Below are 17983 nucleotides of genomic sequence, written 5' to 3' on the forward strand. Positions count from 1 at the left end.
GACGGCAACGTATCGTATAAAATACTTTGCGTCTAGGCATGGAGGTCCCGGCTCCGTGGAACCCCGTGCACGACCCACGTCAGACGACATCGAGGAGTGACCAGCCGTGGACGCCGTCACGTTCGCCAACGGATCGATCACGATGGCCGGCAACCTGTTCCGGCCGGACGGGTTCGAACAGGGACACCGGTACCCAGCGCTCGTCACCGTCCACCCCGGCGGAGGGGTCAAGGAGCAGACGGCGGGCCTGTACGCGGAGAAGATGGCCGCGCAGGGGTTCGTGACCCTGGCGTTCGACGCCTCCTACCAGGGCGAGTCCGGCGGCGAACCGCACTTCCTGGAGGACCCCGCCGCCCGGGTGGAGGACGTCCGCGCGGCGGTGGACTACCTGCAGTCCCGTGACGACGTCGACCCCGAACGCATCGGCGTGCTGGGAGTCTGCGCCGGGGGCGCCTACGGCGCGAACGCAACCATGACCGACCACCGCGTCAAGGCCCTCGCGACCGTGAGCGCCCTGAACATCGGCACGGCGTGGCGGCAGGGCTGGTTCGGTGCCGACCCCGCGACCGCGGCCGTCCCTGCCCTCGACGCGATCGCCCAGCAGCGCACCGCCGAGTGCGCCCACGGCGCCGAGGTCGCCACCAGCGCGTACGTCCCCGCGGAGCCGGACGAGAACACCCCGTACGACATGGTCCAGGCCAGCGAGTACTACCTGACGCCGCGCGCCCAGCACCCGAACGCGAAGAACACCTACCTGGCGACCAAGAGCATTCCGAAGATCATGGCGTGGGACGGGTTCCACCTCGCCGAGGACCTGCTGACCCAGCCCGTGCTCATGGTCGCCGGGTCCGACGCGGGGTCGCTGTGGCACACCACCGAGCTCCACGCCCGCCTGCGCGGCGACAAGAAGCTCGTGATCGTCGACGGCGGCACGCACATGGACTTCTACGACGTCCCGAAGTACGTCGACCGCGCCGTCGCCGAGGCGACCCCGTTCTTCACCGAGCACCTGTGAGCTGGTCGGAGGACGACCTGGCGCAGGTAGCGGGTTCCGAGGAGCTGGAGATCACCAGCTACCGCGACGACGGATCGTTGCGGCGCTTGACCCCGATCTGGGTGGTCCGGGTCGGCGACGACCTCTACATCCGGTCGGCGTACGGGAGCCAAGGCGGCTGGTTCCGCCGCGCCACGTCCCGCGGCGTGGCCCGGGTGCGCGCGGGCGGGGTCGAGACCGACGTGACGCTCGAGCCGGTCGCCGACGAGGCGGTCCGGGAACAGGTCGGCGAGGCCTACCGGTCCAAGTACGCCGGCCAGCCCGGCGCGCTGCGACCGATGCTCGACGACCCCGCGGCGGGCTCGACCACCCGTCTCGTCCGGGAGTGACTCGGTGAGCACGAATGCCCCCGCGATCAACGAGCTGCGCGTCGAGGGCGCGGCGGGGATCGATCTGGCCGCCACCCGGTGGAACCCTCCCTGCGCAGCCCGGGGCACGGTCCTCTTCCTGCACGGCGGCGGGCAGACGCGGCACTCGTGGCGGCGGACCGCGCAGACGCTCGCCGACGACGGCTGGACGACCGTGGCCGTCGACGCGCGTGGTCACGGCGACAGCGACTGGTCCCCGGACGGCGACTACGGGCTCGGCGTGCTCGCCGACGACCTGCGCGCCGTCGTCGCGGCGCTCGGGGTCCGGCCGGTCCTGGTCGGGGCCTCGCTGGGCGGGCGGACCGCGCTCCTCGCCGAGGGTGAGGGCCCGAGCCTGGCTGCCGGGCTCGTACTGGTGGACGTGACCCCGCGCGTCGACCGGACCGGCGTGGACCGGATCCTCGACTTCATGCGCAGCGGCCTCGACGGCTTCGCGTCGCTGGAGGATGCGGCCGACGCGATCGCCGCCTACGACCCGTCCCGGCAGCGCCCGGCGCACCTTGACGGGCTCCGGCGCAACCTGCGGTGGCGCGATGGGCGGTGGTTCTGGCACTGGGATCCGCGCTTCGTCGCCGGTGACGCACCGACGCCCGAGCGGCCCGGTCGCGCCGACCCCGAACGGGCGTGCGCGGCCGCGGCCCGCGTCGTCGTCCCGACCCTGCTCGTCCGCGGTGTGCAGTCCGAGGTGGTGAGCCCGGAGGCGGCGGCGGAGCTGCGAGAGCTGATCCCGCACGCCGAGCAGATCGACGTCGACGGCGCGGGCCACATGGTCACCGGCGACGACAACGACGTCTTCACCACCGGCCTGCGGGCCTTCCTCCAAGGCACGGCGGATCAGTCGTAGACGACGACCCCGCGGACGTTGAGCCCGGCGTGCAGGTCCCGGTATCCCTGGGCGATGTCGTCGAGCGCGTAGGTGCGGGTGACCATCTCGTCGAGCTTCAGCTTCCCCGCGCGGTACAGGCCGAGCAAGCGCGGCACGTCCCAACCGCCGTTGGTCGACCCGAACAGCGACCCCTGGATGCGCTTCTGCGACAGGGTGAGGTCGAAGAGCTCCAGCGGGGTCTGGCTGACTGCATGCTGCCCGACGGCCGTCACCACCACGGTCCCCGCCCGGCGGATCGCCGCGAGCGCCTGACCGATGTGTTCCGGCTCCAGTACCCCGACGGTGATGATCGCGGCGTCGGCGCCCTGGCCGTTCGTGCCCTGCTTCGCGAGCTCGGTGGCCTCCTCGATCGACGCGGCGGTGTGCGTCGCGCCGAACTCGAGCGCCTTCTCCCGCTTCAGGGCAACGGGGTCGACGGCGATGATCGTTCCCGCTCCACCGTGCGCCGCACCCTGGATCGCGCTCGCCCCGATGCCGCCCACACCCATGACGATCACCGTGTCGCCGGGCCGCACGTCGGCGGAGTTGACCGCCGAGCCCCACCCCGTGCTGACCGCACAGCCGATCAGGCAGGCCTTCTCCAGCGGGATGTCGTCGTCGATCTTCACGACCGACGCCAGCGAGACCGTGGTGGTCGCGGTGAACGTCGAGATGCCGCACATCTGCCCGACCGGTCTGCCGTCCTCGACCTGGTGCAACCGGTAGGAGCCGTCGGTCCAGCGCGGGCCGGCAAGGATGCCCTTGGCGAGGTCGCAGAGGTTCTGCCGTCCGGTGGAGCAGAAGCGGCAGTGCCCGCACGACGGGATCGCGGAGAAGACGACGTGGTCTCCTTCGCGGATGCCCTTGTCGTTGTCGAAGACCTCGATGACGACCCCGGCTCCCTCGTGCCCGAGGGCAAACGGGCAGGTCCCGACCGGCAGGTCACCGGTGACGTGGTGGTCGTCGGAGTGGCAGAGGCCCGAGGCGACCATCCGCACCTGGACCTCGTCGCGGCGCGTGGCGTCGAGCTCGAGGTCGACCACCTCCAGTTCCCCGGGCACCTGCCGGATCACCGCTCCGCGTGTCAGCACGGGGCCCACGCGCGCAGGAGGTCGGCGAGCTCGACAGTGGCCGGGGACGGCGCGGCCGGTGCCCTGCACCCGGTGGTGTCGAAGCGGGGCGCGGGCATCGGGTGCAGGATGCCGTCGACGTCGCGGAAGACCTCACGCTCGGTGTTGTGCGGGTGCTCGGCCGCCTCGTCGAAGGTCAGCACGGGGCTCACGCACGCGTCGGTCCCGGCGTACACCGCCGCCCACTCGTCGCGGGTCCGCGTCGCCAGGGCGTCGGCGATGAGCTCGCGCAGCCGCGGCCACGCCGGGCGGTCCTCCTGTTCGGGCCACCCGTCGGTGTCCACGCCGAGGCCCTTGACGAACTCGGCGTAGAAGTCGGGCTCGAGGGCCCCGACCGCCACGTAGCGGCCGTCGGCGCACCGGTAGGTGTCGTAGAACGGCGCCCCCGAGTCGAGGTCGTTCGTCCCGGGCTCGTCGGAGTAGAGCCCCGCGGCGCGCAGTCCCTGGATCTTGGTGGTCAGGACGGCGACGCCGTCGAGCATCGCGGCGTCGAGGACCTGGCCCTGCCCACAGGCCCGGGCGGCGAGGACGGCGGAGACGATGCCGAAGGCCGCCATGAGCCCACCGCCGGCGTAGTCGCCGAGCAGGTTGATCGGCGGGGTCGGCGCCTCGCCCCGTCGGGCCATCGCGTGCAGCGCTCCGGACTGGGCGAGGTAGTTGATGTCGTGGCCGGCCTGGTGCGCCAGGGGGCCGGACTGGCCGTAGCCGGTCAGCCGCGCGTACACCAGCGCCGGACACCGCCGACGCAGCTCATCGGGTCCCAGCCCCAGGCGCTCCGCGACACCCGGCCGGTAGCCCTCGACGAACACGTCGGCGGCGTCCACGAGGCAGCGGACCCCTTCGACGCCGTCGGGCGACTTGAGGTCGACGGCCGTGGACGTGACACCGCGGTTGGCGAGGTCGTGCTCCGGGGCCATCCCGTCGGTCTGGGTGAGCGCGCGGCTCTGCCGGTTCGGGGGACGGACGACGCGGACGACGTCTGCCCCGAGGTCGGCGAGCAGCATGCAGGCGAACGGCGTCGGCCCCATGCCGTGCAGGGCGACCACGCGCACCCCCGCCAGCGGCCCGGTCACAGGCCGCGCCCCCCGGTCACCTCGATCACCGCGCCGGTGACGTAGGAGGCCAGCGGCGACGCGAGGTAGACCACCGTGCCGGCGACCTCCTCCGGGGTCCCGGCGCGACCGAGCGGTACCTCGACCTCCTTGGCCGCGAAGATCTCCGGCTTCATCGCCTCGGTCATCGCGGTGCGGATCAGACCGGGCTGGACGGCGTTGACCCGCGCCCCGGACGGGCCGAGCTCCTTGGCCGCGGCCTTGGTCAGACCGACCAGCCCGGCCTTGGCCGCGCTGTAGTTGGTCTGGCCGGGGTTGCCGACCTTCCCCGACAGCGACGAGATGTTCACGATCGCACCCCCCTGCTGGCGCCGGAACAACGGCGCCACGGCGCGGGTACCCAGCCAGGCACCCTTGAGGCTGGTGTCCACCACCAGATCGAAGTCGGACTCGGCGAGCTTGGCGATGTAGCCGTCCCGGGTGACGCCGGCGTTGTTCACGAGCAGGTCGAGGCGCCCGAAGCGCTCGAGGGCCACGTCGACCATCGCTGCCTGGTCGGCCTCGGACGTGACGTCGCAGGCGGTCGCGTCGGCGCCGTCGCCGAGCGAGTCCGCCGCCTCCTTCGCCGCGCCGGCGTCCAGGTCGGCCACGAGCACGCGGCCGCCGGCCCCGACGATGGCCGCGGCGATGGCCAGGCCGATGCCCTGCGCGGCACCCGTGACGACGGCGACCTGACCGTCGAGGAGCCCCATCAGTAGGCCCGCGGCAGCTTGAGGACCTGGTTCGACACGTAGTTCAGCACCATCTCCTGGGAGAACGGGGCGTTGCGCAGCAGCCGGACCTCCCGCCACAGCCGCTCCACGTGGTACTCCTTCGCGTAGGCGTAGCCGCCGAAGGTCGACAGGGCGCGGTCGCAGGCCTCGAAGCCGGCCTCGGCGCCGAGGAACTTCGCCGCGGCGGACTCCGGCCCGCACGCCTTGTTCTCGTCGAAGAGCCGGGCCGCGTTCATCGCGACCATCTCGGCGGCCTCCAGGCGGATCCAGGAGTCGGCGAGCGGATGGGCGACGGCCTGGTTCTGGCCGATGGGCCGGTCGAACACCCGGCGGTCCTTGGCGTACTGGCTCGCCAGGTCGAGCGCGGCACGGCCCAGGCCGACGCCCTCGAGCCCGACGACGGTGCGCTCCGGGTTGAGCCCGTCGACCAGGTAGTAGAAGCCCTTGTCGACCTCACCGACGACGTCGGCGTCGGCGACCTCCAGCCCGTCGATGAACAGCTCGTTCGAGTCGATCGCGGCCCGGCCGAGCTTGTCGATCTCGCGGATCGTGATCTTCGAGCGGTCCATGTCCGCATAGAACAGCGTCATGCCGTGCAACGGCTTCTCCTCGGTGCGCGGAGAGGTGCGCGCCAGGAGCAGGATCTTGTGGGCGTTCTGCGCGTTGGTGATCCAGACCTTCTGCCCGTTGATCACCCAGCCGCCGTCGATCTTCGTGGCCTTCGTCGTGATCCGCGAGGTGTCGACGCCCGCGGTCGGCTCGGTGACCCCGAAGGCCATGAGCAGCTCGCCGGAGGCGATCTTCGGCAGCACGCGCTGCTTCATCTCCTCCGAGCCGTGCCGCACGATCGGCGCGGGCGGGAAGACGTAGAAGTGGATCGCCGAGCCGCCGCTCATCCCGGCGCCGGAGCCGGCGATCTCCTGCATCATCACCCCGGCCTCGGTGAGCCCGAGCCCGATCCCGCCGTACTCCTCGGGGATCATCGCGCCGAGCCACCCGCCGTCGGCGAACGCCTTGACGAACTCCCACGGGTACTCGTGCTTCTTGTCCTTCTCGCGCCAGTACTCCCAGTCGTACTTGCGGGAGAGCTCGCGGACGGTCTTGCGGATGAGCTCGAGGTCACCCTCATCGGTGGCGCTCATGATCGTGCCTCCTCCAGGGTCGGGATGTCGTCGAGGGACGTCGAGGCGTCCAGCGAGGAGAGGTCGCCGGGCGGCGTGCCCAGGTGTCGGGCGCGGATGGCGCGGCGCATGATCTTGCCGTTGGTGGTCTTGGGCAGGCCGCGGACGACGTGCAGCGCGGGGGCGAACGAGCGACCGACGTTTGTCACGGCTGTGGCGGCCACGTCGGCCTGTTCGGCGTCGTCGCTCCGCAGGACGACGAAGGCGACCACCCGCTGACCGCGCGCGTCGTCGGGCACCCCGATGGCCGCGGCCTCGGCGATCCGCGGATCGACCAGCAGGGCGGCCTCGATCTCGGCCGGTCCCACGCGCCGTCCCGAGACCTTGATGGTGTCGTCGGAGCGGCCGTGGATCCGCCACACGCCCGCGTGATCGACGCTGGCGAGGTCGCCGTGCTGCCAGATGCCGTCCCAGCGATCCCAGTAGGTGGCGAGGTAGCGCTCGCGGTCGCCCCAGAAGGCGTGGGTCATACCGGGAAAGGTGGTGCGGACGACGAGCTCCCCCACCTCGTCGATCACGGGCCGGCCTTCGGTGTCGACCACCGCGGCATCGACCCCCGGCAGCGCGGCGGTGAAGGTCGCCGCGTCCATCGGCAGGAACGGGTAGCTGATGAGCATCCCGCCGCCGACCTCGGTGCCGCCGGAGAAGTTGATGATCGGACGGCGCGAGCGGCCGACCGTGCCGAACAGCCAGTGCCACGTCGGTTCGTCCCAGGCCTCGCCGGTGGAGACGAACGCCCGCAGGGTCGCGAGGTCGGTGCGGGGCGCGCCGTCCGCGGCGAGGATCGCCCGCGCCGCGGTCGGGGCGATGCCCTGGACGGTGACCCCGTTGCGCTCGACGATCTCCCACATCCGGGTCGGTCGCGGGTGGGTGGGCACCCCTTCGGTGAACACCACCGTCGCGCCGAGCTGCAGCGGTCCCACGATCAGCATGGGCCCGACCAGCCAGCCGAGGTCGGCGATCCAGGCCACGACGTCGTCGCTGCGGACGTCGAACCCGTAGGCGAAGTCGACCGCCGTCTTGACCGCGAACCCGGCGTGGGAATGGACGATGCCCTTGGGCAGACCCGTCGTGCCCGAGGTGTAGACGATGCAGAGCGGGTCGTTCGACCCGGTGTCGGCCATCGCGACCGGCGCGGGGTCGGCCGGGAGCTCGTCCCAGGAGACGTCGCGGCCGGGCTCCATGGCGACCTCGTCGCCGAGATGACGCACCACCACGACGTGGCGCAGCTCCGGCGCCGACGCGGCCGCGGCGTCGGCGATCTCCTTGAGCGGCACCCGCTTGCCGCGGCGGGTCGTGGCGTCGGCGGTGACCAGGGCGACGGCACCGGACTCTCGCAGCCGGGTCCCGAGTGCCTCGGGCCCGTAGCCGGTGAACGCGGGCACCGACACCGCCCCGAGGTAGGCGATCGCCAGGAAGGCGACCGTGGCCTCGGGCACGACGGGCAGGTAGAGCACCACACGGTCACCGCGGGCGACCCCGAGCGCGGCGAGGTTCGCCGCGCACCGCCGGACCTCGGCGTCGAGCTCGGCGTAGGTCAGGCTGCGTCGCCGGCCGGCATCGCCCTCGTAGACGACCGCCTCCTTGCCGCCCGAGGGACCGTCGACGTGGCGACCGGCGCAGAGGCTGGCCACGTTGATCCGGCCGCCGGGGAACCAGCGCGGGAAGGGCTTGCCCTCGGACTCGTCGAGCACCCGGTCGAACGGCTCGGAGAAGGCGATGTCGAGGTCGTCGACGACCTCGCGCCAGTAGCGCTCGGGATCGGTGACCGACGACCGGTGCAGGTCGCCGAGGTCGTCGTAGCCGTACCGCGCCACGGCGTCGAGCAGGCGGCTGCGCTCCCGCTGCGCGGCGGTGGGAACCCACGCGGGCTCGGTGCTGACCACGGGTCAGGCCTGCGCGCCGGCGGTCTGCTGCTCGGCCGCCGAGCGCTTCTGCATCAGGCCCATCCGGGTCGCGTCACAGACGATCTCGTCGCGCTGGTTGATCCCGAGGTGGCGGAAGGTGACGATCCCGGAGTCGGGCCGGCTCTTGGACTCGCGCCGGTCCACGATCTCGGTCCGCACGTGGACGGTGTCGCCGTGGAAGACCGGCTTCGGGAACTTGACCTCACCGAAACCGAGGTTGCCCAACGTGGTGCCCTGGGTCGTCTCCGGAACGGTGATGCCCGAGACCAGACCGAGGATGAACAGGCTGTTCACCAGCCGCTGACCGTAGATCGACCCCTTGCTGTACTCCTCGTCGAGGTGCAGCGGCGCGAGGTTGAGCGTCAGGCTCGAGAACAGGACGTTGTCCATCTCGGTGACCGTCCGGCGCGTCGGGTGGTCGACCACGAGACCGGGCTCGAGCTCCTCGAAGTACAGACCGGGCATGGCTCGCGCTCCTTCGTCGAACGGGTTCCAACGAGATGCACAATATATTATCTTCGTAGGGCACGCCAGGGACGACGAGAGCGAGGGACACCCAGATGACCGACGAGACCCCACCCGTGGAGGCCGCTCTCGCGCACCTCGTCGCGACCCTCGACGCGGACGTGCTCTCCCCCGCGGTGCTCGACGGCGCACGACGCCTCATGCAGGACCAGCTCGGGCTGCAGGTCGGGTGCGAGGCGCTCCCGTGGAGCCGCGCCGTGGTCGACCTGGCGCGGGGGAACCGCACCCCGGGGAGCTCGCGCGTGGTCGTCAGCGGCGATGTCATGGGCGCGGGCGACGCGGCGTTCGTCAACGCCACGCTCGGGCACAGCTTCGAGTACGACGACGCGCACCGCGCCAGCTCGAGTCACCCCGGCAGCTGCGTGGTGTCGACCGCGCTGGCGATCGCGAGGAGGACGGCGCCTCGCTGCGCGAGGTCCTCCTGGGCGTCGTCGCCGGCTACGAGGCCTACACCCGCATCGGCGTGCTGGCCGCGCCGGACCTGCTCGAACGGGGGTTCCACCCGCACGCCCTGCTGTCGCCCTTCGGTGCGGCCGCGGTCGTCGCGGCCATGCGGGGCTACGACGTCGAGCAGACCACGCACGCCCTCGCCATCGCGATGAGCCACTGCGCGGGCACCACCGAGTACACCTCGTCGGGCGGGTCGGTGAAGCGGTTGCACGCCGGGATCGGCACCCGCAACGGGATCCGCGCGGCCGAGATGGCCGCCGCCGGGATCACCGGCCCGCGGGCCTACCTGACCGGCTCCAAGGGCTTCTTCCCGGTCTACAAGGGCCGGGAGATCGCGGCCGACGCCGCCGCCCGGTTCGCGCCCGACCGGCCCTTCGAGATCACGAAGGTCTGGATCAAGCCGTACTGCTGCTGCGGCTGCTGCCACGGCTTCGTGGACGGGGCGCGGACGCTCACCGACCGGGCCGCGGAGATCGACGGCGTCGAGCTGCGCATCCAGTCCGGCGGCGACGTCGTCGTCGGCAACCGGAACGCGAACGCCTACGCCCCGCACTCCATCGAGAGCCTGCAGTACAGCCTGCCCTTCCAGTTCGCCCTGGCGGCGACCGGTCACGGCAACGGATTCACGACCCACCACGACTACCTCGAGGGTCGGCTGAAGCTCACCGACGACAGCGAGGTCGCCCAGCTCGCCCGCCGGGTCCGGATCACGCCCGACCCCGGGCTCGACGCCGGCTATCCCGGCAAGTGGGTCGCCGACATCGACGTGGGCTTCACCGACGGCACGCGCACCCACCTGTTCGTCGAGGACTCGGCGGGCACGGCCGAGAACCCGATCTCCCGGGCGGACCTCGACGCGAAGTTCCGGGACCTGACGGCGGGGCGCCTCGGGCCCGAGCGCAGCGAGGAGCTGCTCGCGACCATCACCGGCGGCGACCTCGACGCCCCGGTCTCCGTCCTCGCCGACCAGCTGGTGGTCCCGTGAGCCGCGTCCCGCAGAAGCCGCTGGCCGGCATCCGCGTCCTGGAGGTCGGCGGCTACATCTCGATGCCCATGGGCGGCGCGCTGCTCAGTGCGCTCGGCGCCGACGTCATCAAGGTGGAGTCGACGGCGGGCGACGACTTCCGCCGCAAGGACAACGACCGCAGCCCCTACTTCGCGCAGGTCAACGCCGGCAAGCGCAGCCTCGCCGTCGACCTCAAGACCCCCGAGGGTCTCGAGCTCGTCAAGGAGCTCCTCCCGACGACCGACGTCCTGTTCGAGAACATGCGGCCGGGCAAGCTCGCCGCGCTGGGGCTGGGGCCCGACGTGTGCACCGCACTGGCACCCGACCTGGTGTTCGCGTCGGTCAACGGCTTCGGCGACGGCGGCCCCCTGCGGGACCGCCCGGCGTACGACACCATCGGGCAGGCCTACGGCGGCATCTACTCGCTGCTCGGCGAGCCCGGTCAGGCACAGCTCTCCGGCACGATCTTCGCCGACGTCATCACCGGGCTGACCAGCGCGGCCGGCATCCTCGCCGCGCTCGTCGGTCGCGGCGCCACCGGCGCGGGCGTCCGGGTCGACACGTCGCTGTACGAGGCCGTGAGCGTCCTGACGACCGACGCCCTGAGCCAGTACGTCGACACCGGCGCGGATCCCAGCCGCACGACCCGGCACCCTCAGGCCCAGAACTTCTGCGCGCCCACGGCGTCCGGCGAGAACATCGCGGTCCACCTGTCCTCCTCGGAGAAGTTCTGGCGCAACCTCTGCGCGGCCATGGAGCGCCCGGAGCTCATCGAGGACCCGCGGTTCACCCCGTACCGGCACCGCGAGGCGAACTACTTCGAGCTCGTCCCGATCGTCGAGGCCGAGTTCGCCCGGCGGTCGCTGGACGAGTGGGAGGAGCGCCTGACCCGCTTCGACGTCCCGTTCGCCCCGGTGCAGACCATGGCCTCCTACGTCGCGCACCCGCAGACCGAGTGGCTGGAGCTGTTCGAGCCCGGCAGCAACGGCACGACGCTGCTGCGCCCGCCGTGGCGGTTCGACGGCGCCCGCCCCGACCGCGGCCGCCCGACCCCGCGGATCGGCCAGCACACCCGCGAGATCGCGGGCGAGGTCTACGACGACGAGCAGGTCGAGAAGCTGATCGCCACCGGCGTGCTCGGCGCCGAGGGCTGACCTCAGGCCGGTCGAGCGGCTCCGAGTGCCGCGCGGTGGTCCGGGTGCGCGATCGCCACGAGGCGCTCGAGGCGTTCCGAGACCGTGCACGCCCGGAGGTCGGCGGCGCCCCACTCGGTGACGACCACGTCGACGTCGCTCTTCGACGAGGTCACGACACCGCTGGAGACGCGGGCGACGATGCGGCTCGCGCCGGTCGGCGTGACCGACGGGAGGGCGACCACCGCGGCGCTCGCGTCCCCGCCGCGGTGCGCCGCCCGAAAGAAGTCGGCCTGGCCGCCGACGCCGCCGACCAGCCGGTCACCGATGAACTCCGCCCCGACCTGGCCGAGGAGGTCGACCTCGAGCGCCGAGTTCACCGAGACGAACGGTGCGCAGCGCTCGACGGCGCCCGCGTCGGCGCCCGGCGCGAACTCCACGCCGTCGTGGCCGTCGAGGAAGGCGTAGAGCTCGGGCGAGCCGAGAGCCATGCCGGCCACCACCGTGCCCGGACCCTCGGCGAGGGCGCCTGCGTGCGCGAGCTCGAGCAGCCAGTCCCCCACCAGGCCCGAGCGCACGCGCAGGCCCCGCCGGCCACGCAGCTCGGAGGCGACGGCGTCGGGGAGCCCACCGATGCCCATCTGGATCACCGCGTGGTCGGGCACGAGGTCGACGACGGCGGCCGCGACCGCCCGGTCCGTCGCGCTCGGCGGACGGGCGGCGGCGCTCGGCAGGGGTCGTCGCGACGGCACGGCCTCGGTGATACGGGACCGGTGGAGACGGGACCGCGAGCGAGTGCGCGGCATGTCCTCGTGGATCTCCGCGAGCACCACGCGGGCCCGCTGTGCGGCGGCGGCGACGTAGTCGACCGCGGCGCCAAGGTCGTGGTAGCCGTCGGCGTCGGCCGGACCCACCTGCAGCAGGACGACGTCGACCGGCAACTGGCCGGACGTGACGTGGTCCTCGATGCGGCTCAGGTGCACCGGGAGGTAGTCGAGCACGCCGGGGGCGAGCGTGCGCAAGGCACCGGCCGCGGCGTAGCCGACCACGCGGGGGTGTCCCGGGGTCGCCCGTCGCCACGCGTCGCTCGTGACGTACCCGCACACCGCCGTGACGGCCTCGACGGTCCGGGCGGCGTCGACGAGCTCGTCCACCAGCACCGGTGGCTCGGCGACGGTCTGGCCGATGAGGACCGTGTCGCCCGGACGGAGGTGCTCGGCGACGGTCACGGCGCCCAGCCGGCGAGCACGTGGTCGAGCGGGATCGGGTCGGCCATCGGCGCGGGGAGGGCGGGCGGCGTCGCCGAGAAGCGCGGGGCGGGCCCGGCCTGGTGGGCGCCGTGCGCGTGGACGATGCTGCCCCGCGCCGCGATCTGCGGGTGGTGCGGAGCCTCGCTCCAGGACAGCACCGGCGTCGTGCAGGCGTCGAGGTCGGCGAACACGGCCTCCCACTCCGGCCTGGGCCGCGTGGCGAACACCTCCTCGAAGCGCGCGGCGAGCCGCCCCCAGGCGTGGCGGTCGTCGCGGTCGGGGACGTCGGCGGGGTCGAGTCCGAGTCCGTCGAGGAGCTGGGCGTAGAACTTCCGCTCGATGGCGGCCACCGCCATGAACCCGCCGTCGGCGCAGCGGTAGGTCCGGTAGTACGGGGCGTGCCCGTCGATGACGTTGGACTCCCGGGCGTCGACCCAGCGGTCCTGCGCGAGCAGCGACCACACCTTCTGGGAGAGCCCGACGACACCGTCGATCATCGCGGCGTCGACGACCTGTCCGCGCCCGGTGCGGGCCGCGTGCCACAGCCCGGCCAGGACGCCGGTGAGCAGCAGCATCGAACCGCCGCCGTAGTCGCCGACCATGTTCAGCGGCGGGGGCGGGCACGCGTCGGCGGCGCCGAGGGCGTGCAGCGCCCCGGTCAGCGAGAGGTAGTTGAGGTCGTGGCCGCCACGGTCGGCCAGCGGGCCCTCGCGCCCCCACCCGGTCGCGCGCGCGTAGACCAACCGAGGGTTGACCGCCAGGAGCTCGTCCGGCCCGACGCCGAGACGCTCGACGACCCCGGGCCGGTAGCCCTCGAGCAGCACGTCGGCGTGCTCGACCAGGGCGCGCAGCGTGGCCCGGCCCTCGTCGGTCTTGAGGTCCGCGTCGACGCGACGGCGCCCGCGCAGCATCGGGTCGGACGCGTCGGGGCGCCCGATCTGCTCGCCACCGAGCCGGTCGATGCGCACGATGTCGGCGCCGAGATCGGCCAGGTACATGCCCGCGTGCGGGCCGGGCCCGACCGCCGCGAGCTCGACGACCTTCAGTCCGTCCAGGGGTCCCACGTCAGGCCTCCTCACGCCGCCGAGAACAGGGCGGCCATGCCCTGGCCGCCACCGATGCACATGGTCTCCAGCGCGCGCCGCCCGCCACGGCGGCGCAGCTCGTGCAGCATCGTGGTCAGGATTCGCATGCCGGTCGCGCCGATGGGGTGTCCCAGCGAGATGCCCGAGCCGTTGACGTTGAGCCGGTCCGGGTCGTGCCACCCCCAGGCGGCGAGCACCGAGAGGACCTGCACCGCGAACGCCTCGTTGATCTCGACGAGGTCGAGGTCCTCGAAGGTCGCGCCGGTCCGCGCGAACAGCTTCTCGACCGCGGGCACCGGTCCGATCCCCATGACCGCCGGGTCGCAGCCGGCCGCCGCCCAGCCCTCCAGGAACCCGAGCGGCTCCATGTCGCCGAGCGCGTCCTCGGCCACCACCAGGCAAGCCGCCGCGGCGTCGTTCTGCTGGGCGGCGTTGCCCGCGGTGACCGTGCCGCCCGGAATGATCGTGCGCAGCTTCCCGAGAGTCTCCGGCGTGGAGTCGGGCCGGACGCCCTCGTCGCGAGCGACGACCACCGGCTCGCCACGCCGCTGCGGCACGCTCACCGGCACGACCTCGTCGGCGAAAGCCCCGCGCTCCCACGCGGCCGCCGCCCGACGCTGGCTGCCGGCGGCGAACTCGTCGGCCTGCTCCCGGGTGATGCCGTAGCGCTCGGCGAGGTTCTCCGCGGTCTCGATCATCCCGCTGATCGCACCGAAGCGGTGCTCGGGCTGCGAACGCTCCCGACCGCGGTCGAGGCGGTCGTAGAGCGACACGGTGCCGGCCCGCGAGCCCCAGCGGGCCGTCGTCGAGTAGTACTCGATGTTCGACATGCTCTCCACGCCCCCGACGAGCACCACGTCGGCGGCACCGGTCTGCACCATCATCGAGCCCGTGACCAGGGCCTGGAGCCCGCCGCCGCACCGACGGTCGGTCTGCAGCCCCGGCACCGAGATCGGCAGGCCGGCGTGCAGCGCCGCCCACCGCCCGACGCACGGTGTCTCGGAGTTCGCGTAGGACTGCGCGAACACCACGTCCTCGATCCGCTCGGGGTCGACCCCGGTCCGCTCGATCACGGCGTTCACCACCGTGGCCGCGAGGTCCTCCACCGACACGCCCCGCAGCGCCCCGCCGAAGGCCCCCACCGGGGTGCGGACGGGGGACACGATCGCAGCACGTCGCATCCACGCATCATATATAATCTATGGGCGCGCGTCACGCACGCGGCAGCTCCTCGTACGTCTCCCCGTCGGCCGCCAGGCACCAGACCGTCACGTTCCGGCGCGGGGCCGGGACCCCGCCGCGGCGCAGCGACGCCACGTCGGGACGCGCCCACGTGGTGGTGGGGATGCGGACGGACTGGACGAACGCGGGCCGCTGCGCCCGGGGCAGGACGCGGACGGCGCGGGCGAGCGCGTCACCGGTGATCCGGGCGCCGGGTAGCGGGCGCACGGCGCCGACGAGGACCTCGTTCCCGTCGTTCCTGTCGTCCCCCACCCCGTAGGCCGTGGCCAGGGCGACCCCGGGGACGGCCTCCAGCGTGCCGCTGACCACCGACGGCAGCACGGGGCCGTCGGCGGTGGTGATCAGGCTGCGCACGTGGTCGACGAACCACAGGTCGCCGTCCTCGTCGCGGGTGAACAGGTCGCCGGTCGCCAGCCAGCTGTCCCCGGGCTCTACCAGGTTGCGCAGCGGGACCACGTCCTGGCGGGCAGACCCCCGACCGCGGACGACCAGCAGGCCCACCTCGCCGGGCGCGCTCGGCCGGGCGTAGCCGTCGGCGTCGGTCACGATTCCCCGGGAGACGGAGCCTGCGGAGCTCGACCCATGGGGTCCGGAGGCGAGCGCGTAGTCGACCACCCGCACCTCGGGGGTGCCTGGCAGCGGCCGCCCCACAGAGCCCACCTTCTCCCCGCTCGGGTTGGCGAGGATCGCCTCGCCCTCCGCCGAGGCGTACACCTCGACGACCCGCGCGGGCGCGAACCGCTCGGCCACGCGGCGCCACAGCCCGCGGGGCAGACCGGAGCCCATGAAGACCCGGATCGGGTGGTCGGGCTCGTTCGCGTGCGGCGGCCGGTCGGTGATCGCCCGCAACGACGTCCAGGTGTAGGAGACGTGGGTGGCGCCGTACCGGCGGACCTCGCTCCAGAAGGTGTCCGGGTCGGGATCGCTCGCGAGGGCCAGCCGGGCGCCGGAGGCGATCGCGCCGGCCATCGCATGCAGGATCGCCGACGAGTGGTGGAGCGGCGCGACCGAGTAGACGGTGTCGGTCGCGGTGAGGCCCGCGGCCTCGGCGGCGCCGCGGGCCGACAGCGCCCAGCGACGGTTCGTGATCAGCATCTCGCGGGTCCCCGCGCCGGAGCCGGTGAACAGCACGAACGCGAGGTCCTCGGCGTTCCGCGGGTTGGGGCGGTACCACGCCGGCACGCGCACCCGGTCCGGGTCGATCGCCTCCATGTCGATCACGTGTCCCGGAAGGTCGTCGCGGTTCGACCCCGCTCCGAGAACCGAGCACGGCAGGTCCGTGACCGCGGTCACGGGCACGTTCTCCGGATCGGTCACCAGGCGGGTGACCCGGCCGAGCGCGAGCTCCCGGGCCAGCTCGCCGTCGGGCCGCAGCAGCACGGCGGTCGCTCCGAGGCGGCTGATCGCGGCCAGCGCGCTGAGCAGCGACGGGCGCGACGCCATCCGCACGCCGATCCGCTCCCCCGGGCGCATCCCGAGCCCCAGCATCACGGCCACGATGCTGTCGACGCGGCGCTTGAAGTCGCCGTGGCGGATCACCCGGTCGCCGAAGGCGTAGACGATCGCGCCCGGATCCCGTCGCGCCGCTTCGTCGAGCAGGAGCCCCAGCGAGATCCGCGTCTCCGACCCGACGTCGCCCAGCTCGCCGAGCCGCGCGAGCTGGTCGACCCCCGCCCGGACGAGATCCTCCGCGCCGCGCACGGCCCCGACGGCTCCGGAGATCGCGCTGACCGCGGTGCCCACCGAGAGATCGGCGGCGGTCCCGAACCATCGCCGTATCCCGCTCAGGGCGTCGGCGTCCCACTCCTCCACGCGGTCCGCGGGCACCAGCGCGGCGGGGAGCTCGCCCTGCCCGTCCCGCCAGTGGATCCACCCGCCCACTGTCGGCCACGTGAGCTTGCGGGCCCGCGCGCCGCCGATGATGCCGAAGTGCCCGATCGGGACGTTGAGCTCGTAGACCTCGGCCCGAGGTGCCGCCCTCCGGATCGCGCGGACCGCCGGGGGCGTCGCGAGCAGGTCGGCGCTGCCGACCACGGTGAGGATCGGGACGTCGATGTCGGCCAGCGACACCAGCCGGTCGCGGAAGACGAAGCCGCCCTCGAGCATCCGGTTGTGGACCATGAACTGCTCGAGCAGCTCGGCGAAGGCCGGCCCGGCGTACGCGGTCCAGCCCTGCCCGTCGAGGTACATCCGCAGGCGCTCCCGGGGCAGCAGGCGCTCCCGGTCGTGCAGGTTCGCGTACCACTGCGCCTTGCCCTGGGCGACGCCGATCGGGGTGAGCATCTGGGTCGCGGCCCGCATCGCCCAGCCCGGGATCGAGATTCGCCGGGCGAGACCCGAGGCGAGGTACGCCCTGGCGAGCACCGCCGCGTTCTCGGGCGACATCGGGACGCCCATCGGCGCGCGGGTGTCGACCGGCGACCCGAAGGTGATCAGGGAGTCGATGTTCGCGCCGCGCCGGTAGGCGGCGACCTGGTAGCAGAACATGCCGCCCTGGGACTGCCCGCCCAGCACGACGTCGCGCCCGGTGGCGGCGCTGACCTCGTCGACGGCGTCGCTCAGGGCGAGGGCGTGGTCGGTGAGGGTGCGCTCCAACCCGCCGGGTTCGCGCTCGGGCCACCCGAAATCGATGGTCCAGACGTCGATGCCCATCCCGTGCAGGGCCGCGACGGCGCTCGTGTCCGGCGAGATGTCCCAGACGTCGCCGGAGATCATCAAGGCGTGCACCAGCAGCATCACCGGCGCATCCGGGGGCACGTCGTCGGGGAAGTAGCGGCGCAGCTTGTGGACCCGGTGGGTGCTCACCACCTCGTAGGGCGAGTACTGCTCGTCGGTGACGAAGCCACCGTGCGCGAGAACGTCCGTGGCGTTGACGGCGGTGGCCCCGACCCGACGTAGCAGCCCCAGGACGGACGAGGCTCCGGGCAGGTCGTCGAGCGAGGGCAGCGAGGGCACGAGTCGG

15 protein-coding genes and 1 pseudogene are annotated in these 17983 nt (G+C 73.0%); 6 read left to right on the forward strand and 10 right to left on the reverse strand.

Annotated elements, in window-relative coordinates:
• The first annotated feature begins 106 nt into the window (after positions 1-106).
• The 3 genes from WCD41_RS27845 to WCD41_RS27855 are packed head-to-tail and all read left to right on the forward strand — an operon-like array spanning position 107 to position 2266.
• Positions 107-1015: an alpha/beta hydrolase gene (locus WCD41_RS27845; RefSeq protein ID WP_337718501.1), complete on the forward strand. Its 909-nt coding sequence runs from the start codon at positions 107-109 to the stop codon at positions 1013-1015.
• A complete protein-coding gene (locus WCD41_RS27850; RefSeq protein ID WP_337718502.1) occupies positions 1012-1383 on the forward strand; it encodes a DUF2255 family protein in 372 nt (123 codons plus the stop codon). The genes WCD41_RS27845 and WCD41_RS27850 overlap by 4 nt, the downstream gene beginning before the upstream one ends.
• A 4-nt stretch (positions 1384-1387) precedes the next feature.
• Positions 1388-2266: an alpha/beta fold hydrolase gene (locus WCD41_RS27855; protein WP_337718503.1), complete on the forward strand. Its 879-nt coding sequence runs from the start codon at positions 1388-1390 to the stop codon at positions 2264-2266.
• Here WCD41_RS27855 and WCD41_RS27860 read toward each other — a convergent pair.
• Genes WCD41_RS27860 through WCD41_RS27885 form a run of 6 tightly spaced genes read right to left on the reverse strand, consistent with a single transcriptional unit; the run spans position 2257 to position 8795 of the window.
• Entirely contained in the window at positions 2257-3348 is a 1092-nt protein-coding gene (locus tag WCD41_RS27860; protein ID WP_337718504.1) for an NDMA-dependent alcohol dehydrogenase, read from the reverse strand. The two genes, WCD41_RS27855 and WCD41_RS27860, sit on opposite strands and share 10 nt — an antisense overlap.
• Before the next feature lie 23 nt (positions 3349-3371).
• Positions 3372-4490, reverse strand: coding sequence for a CaiB/BaiF CoA transferase family protein (locus WCD41_RS27865; RefSeq protein WP_337718505.1), 1119 nt, complete (start codon positions 4488-4490; stop codon positions 3372-3374).
• On the reverse strand, positions 4487-5221 hold the full coding sequence (gene fabG, locus WCD41_RS27870) for a 3-oxoacyl-ACP reductase FabG (RefSeq protein WP_337718506.1): 735 nt from the start codon (positions 5219-5221) through the stop codon (positions 4487-4489). Before fabG ends, WCD41_RS27865 begins: the two co-directional genes overlap by 4 nt.
• Positions 5221-6384 carry an acyl-CoA dehydrogenase family protein gene (locus WCD41_RS27875; protein WP_337718507.1) on the reverse strand — a complete coding sequence of 388 codons (1164 nt, stop codon included), beginning with the start codon at positions 6382-6384 and terminating at the stop codon, positions 5221-5223. Before WCD41_RS27875 ends, fabG begins: the two co-directional genes overlap by 1 nt.
• Complete coding sequence (locus WCD41_RS27880; protein WP_337718508.1) at positions 6381-8309, reverse strand: AMP-binding protein; 1929 nt, start codon at positions 8307-8309, stop codon at positions 6381-6383. The genes WCD41_RS27875 and WCD41_RS27880 overlap by 4 nt, the downstream gene beginning before the upstream one ends.
• Before the next feature lie 3 nt (positions 8310-8312).
• On the reverse strand, positions 8313-8795 hold the full coding sequence (locus WCD41_RS27885) for a MaoC family dehydratase (RefSeq protein ID WP_337718509.1): 483 nt from the start codon (positions 8793-8795) through the stop codon (positions 8313-8315).
• 95 nt (positions 8796-8890) lie between these two features.
• On the opposite strand from WCD41_RS27885, the pseudogene WCD41_RS27890 reads away from it, so the two are divergent.
• The 3 genes and pseudogenes from WCD41_RS27890 to WCD41_RS27900 form a co-directional block, all read left to right on the forward strand.
• Positions 8891-9570: pseudogene (locus tag WCD41_RS27890) on the forward strand (MmgE/PrpD family protein); the annotation flags it as partial.
• Entirely contained in the window at positions 9556-10290 is a 735-nt protein-coding gene (locus WCD41_RS27895) for an MmgE/PrpD family protein (RefSeq protein ID WP_337718581.1), read from the forward strand. The pseudogene WCD41_RS27890 and the gene WCD41_RS27895, both read left to right, overlap by 15 nt.
• A complete protein-coding gene (locus WCD41_RS27900) occupies positions 10287-11465 on the forward strand; it encodes a CaiB/BaiF CoA transferase family protein (RefSeq protein ID WP_337718510.1) in 1179 nt (392 codons plus the stop codon). Before WCD41_RS27895 ends, WCD41_RS27900 begins: the two co-directional genes overlap by 4 nt.
• Positions 11466-11467: 2 nt before the next feature.
• Here the strand turns inward: WCD41_RS27900 and WCD41_RS27905 are convergent, their stop codons facing one another.
• From WCD41_RS27905 to WCD41_RS27920, 4 genes are read right to left on the reverse strand one after another with little or no spacing between them, the layout of a single operon-like run.
• On the reverse strand, positions 11468-12673 hold the full coding sequence (locus WCD41_RS27905; RefSeq protein ID WP_337718511.1) for an acetyl-CoA hydrolase/transferase C-terminal domain-containing protein: 1206 nt from the start codon (positions 12671-12673) through the stop codon (positions 11468-11470).
• The gene (locus WCD41_RS27910; RefSeq protein WP_337718512.1) at positions 12670-13758 is read right to left on the reverse strand and encodes a CaiB/BaiF CoA transferase family protein; all 1089 of its coding nucleotides are present in this window, start codon (positions 13756-13758) and stop codon (positions 12670-12672) included. Before WCD41_RS27910 ends, WCD41_RS27905 begins: the two co-directional genes overlap by 4 nt.
• An 11-nt stretch (positions 13759-13769) precedes the next feature.
• Positions 13770-14960 carry an acetyl-CoA C-acetyltransferase gene (locus tag WCD41_RS27915; protein WP_337718513.1) on the reverse strand — a complete coding sequence of 397 codons (1191 nt, stop codon included), beginning with the start codon at positions 14958-14960 and terminating at the stop codon, positions 13770-13772.
• A gap of 31 nt (positions 14961-14991) precedes the next feature.
• Entirely contained in the window at positions 14992-17976 is a 2985-nt protein-coding gene (locus WCD41_RS27920; protein ID WP_337718514.1) for an AMP-binding protein, read from the reverse strand.
• Between the last annotated feature and the right edge of the window lie 7 nt (positions 17977-17983).

The organism is Actinomycetospora aeridis, from assembly GCF_037400275.1.
Lineage (GTDB): Bacteria > Actinomycetota > Actinomycetes > Mycobacteriales > Pseudonocardiaceae > Actinomycetospora > Actinomycetospora aeridis.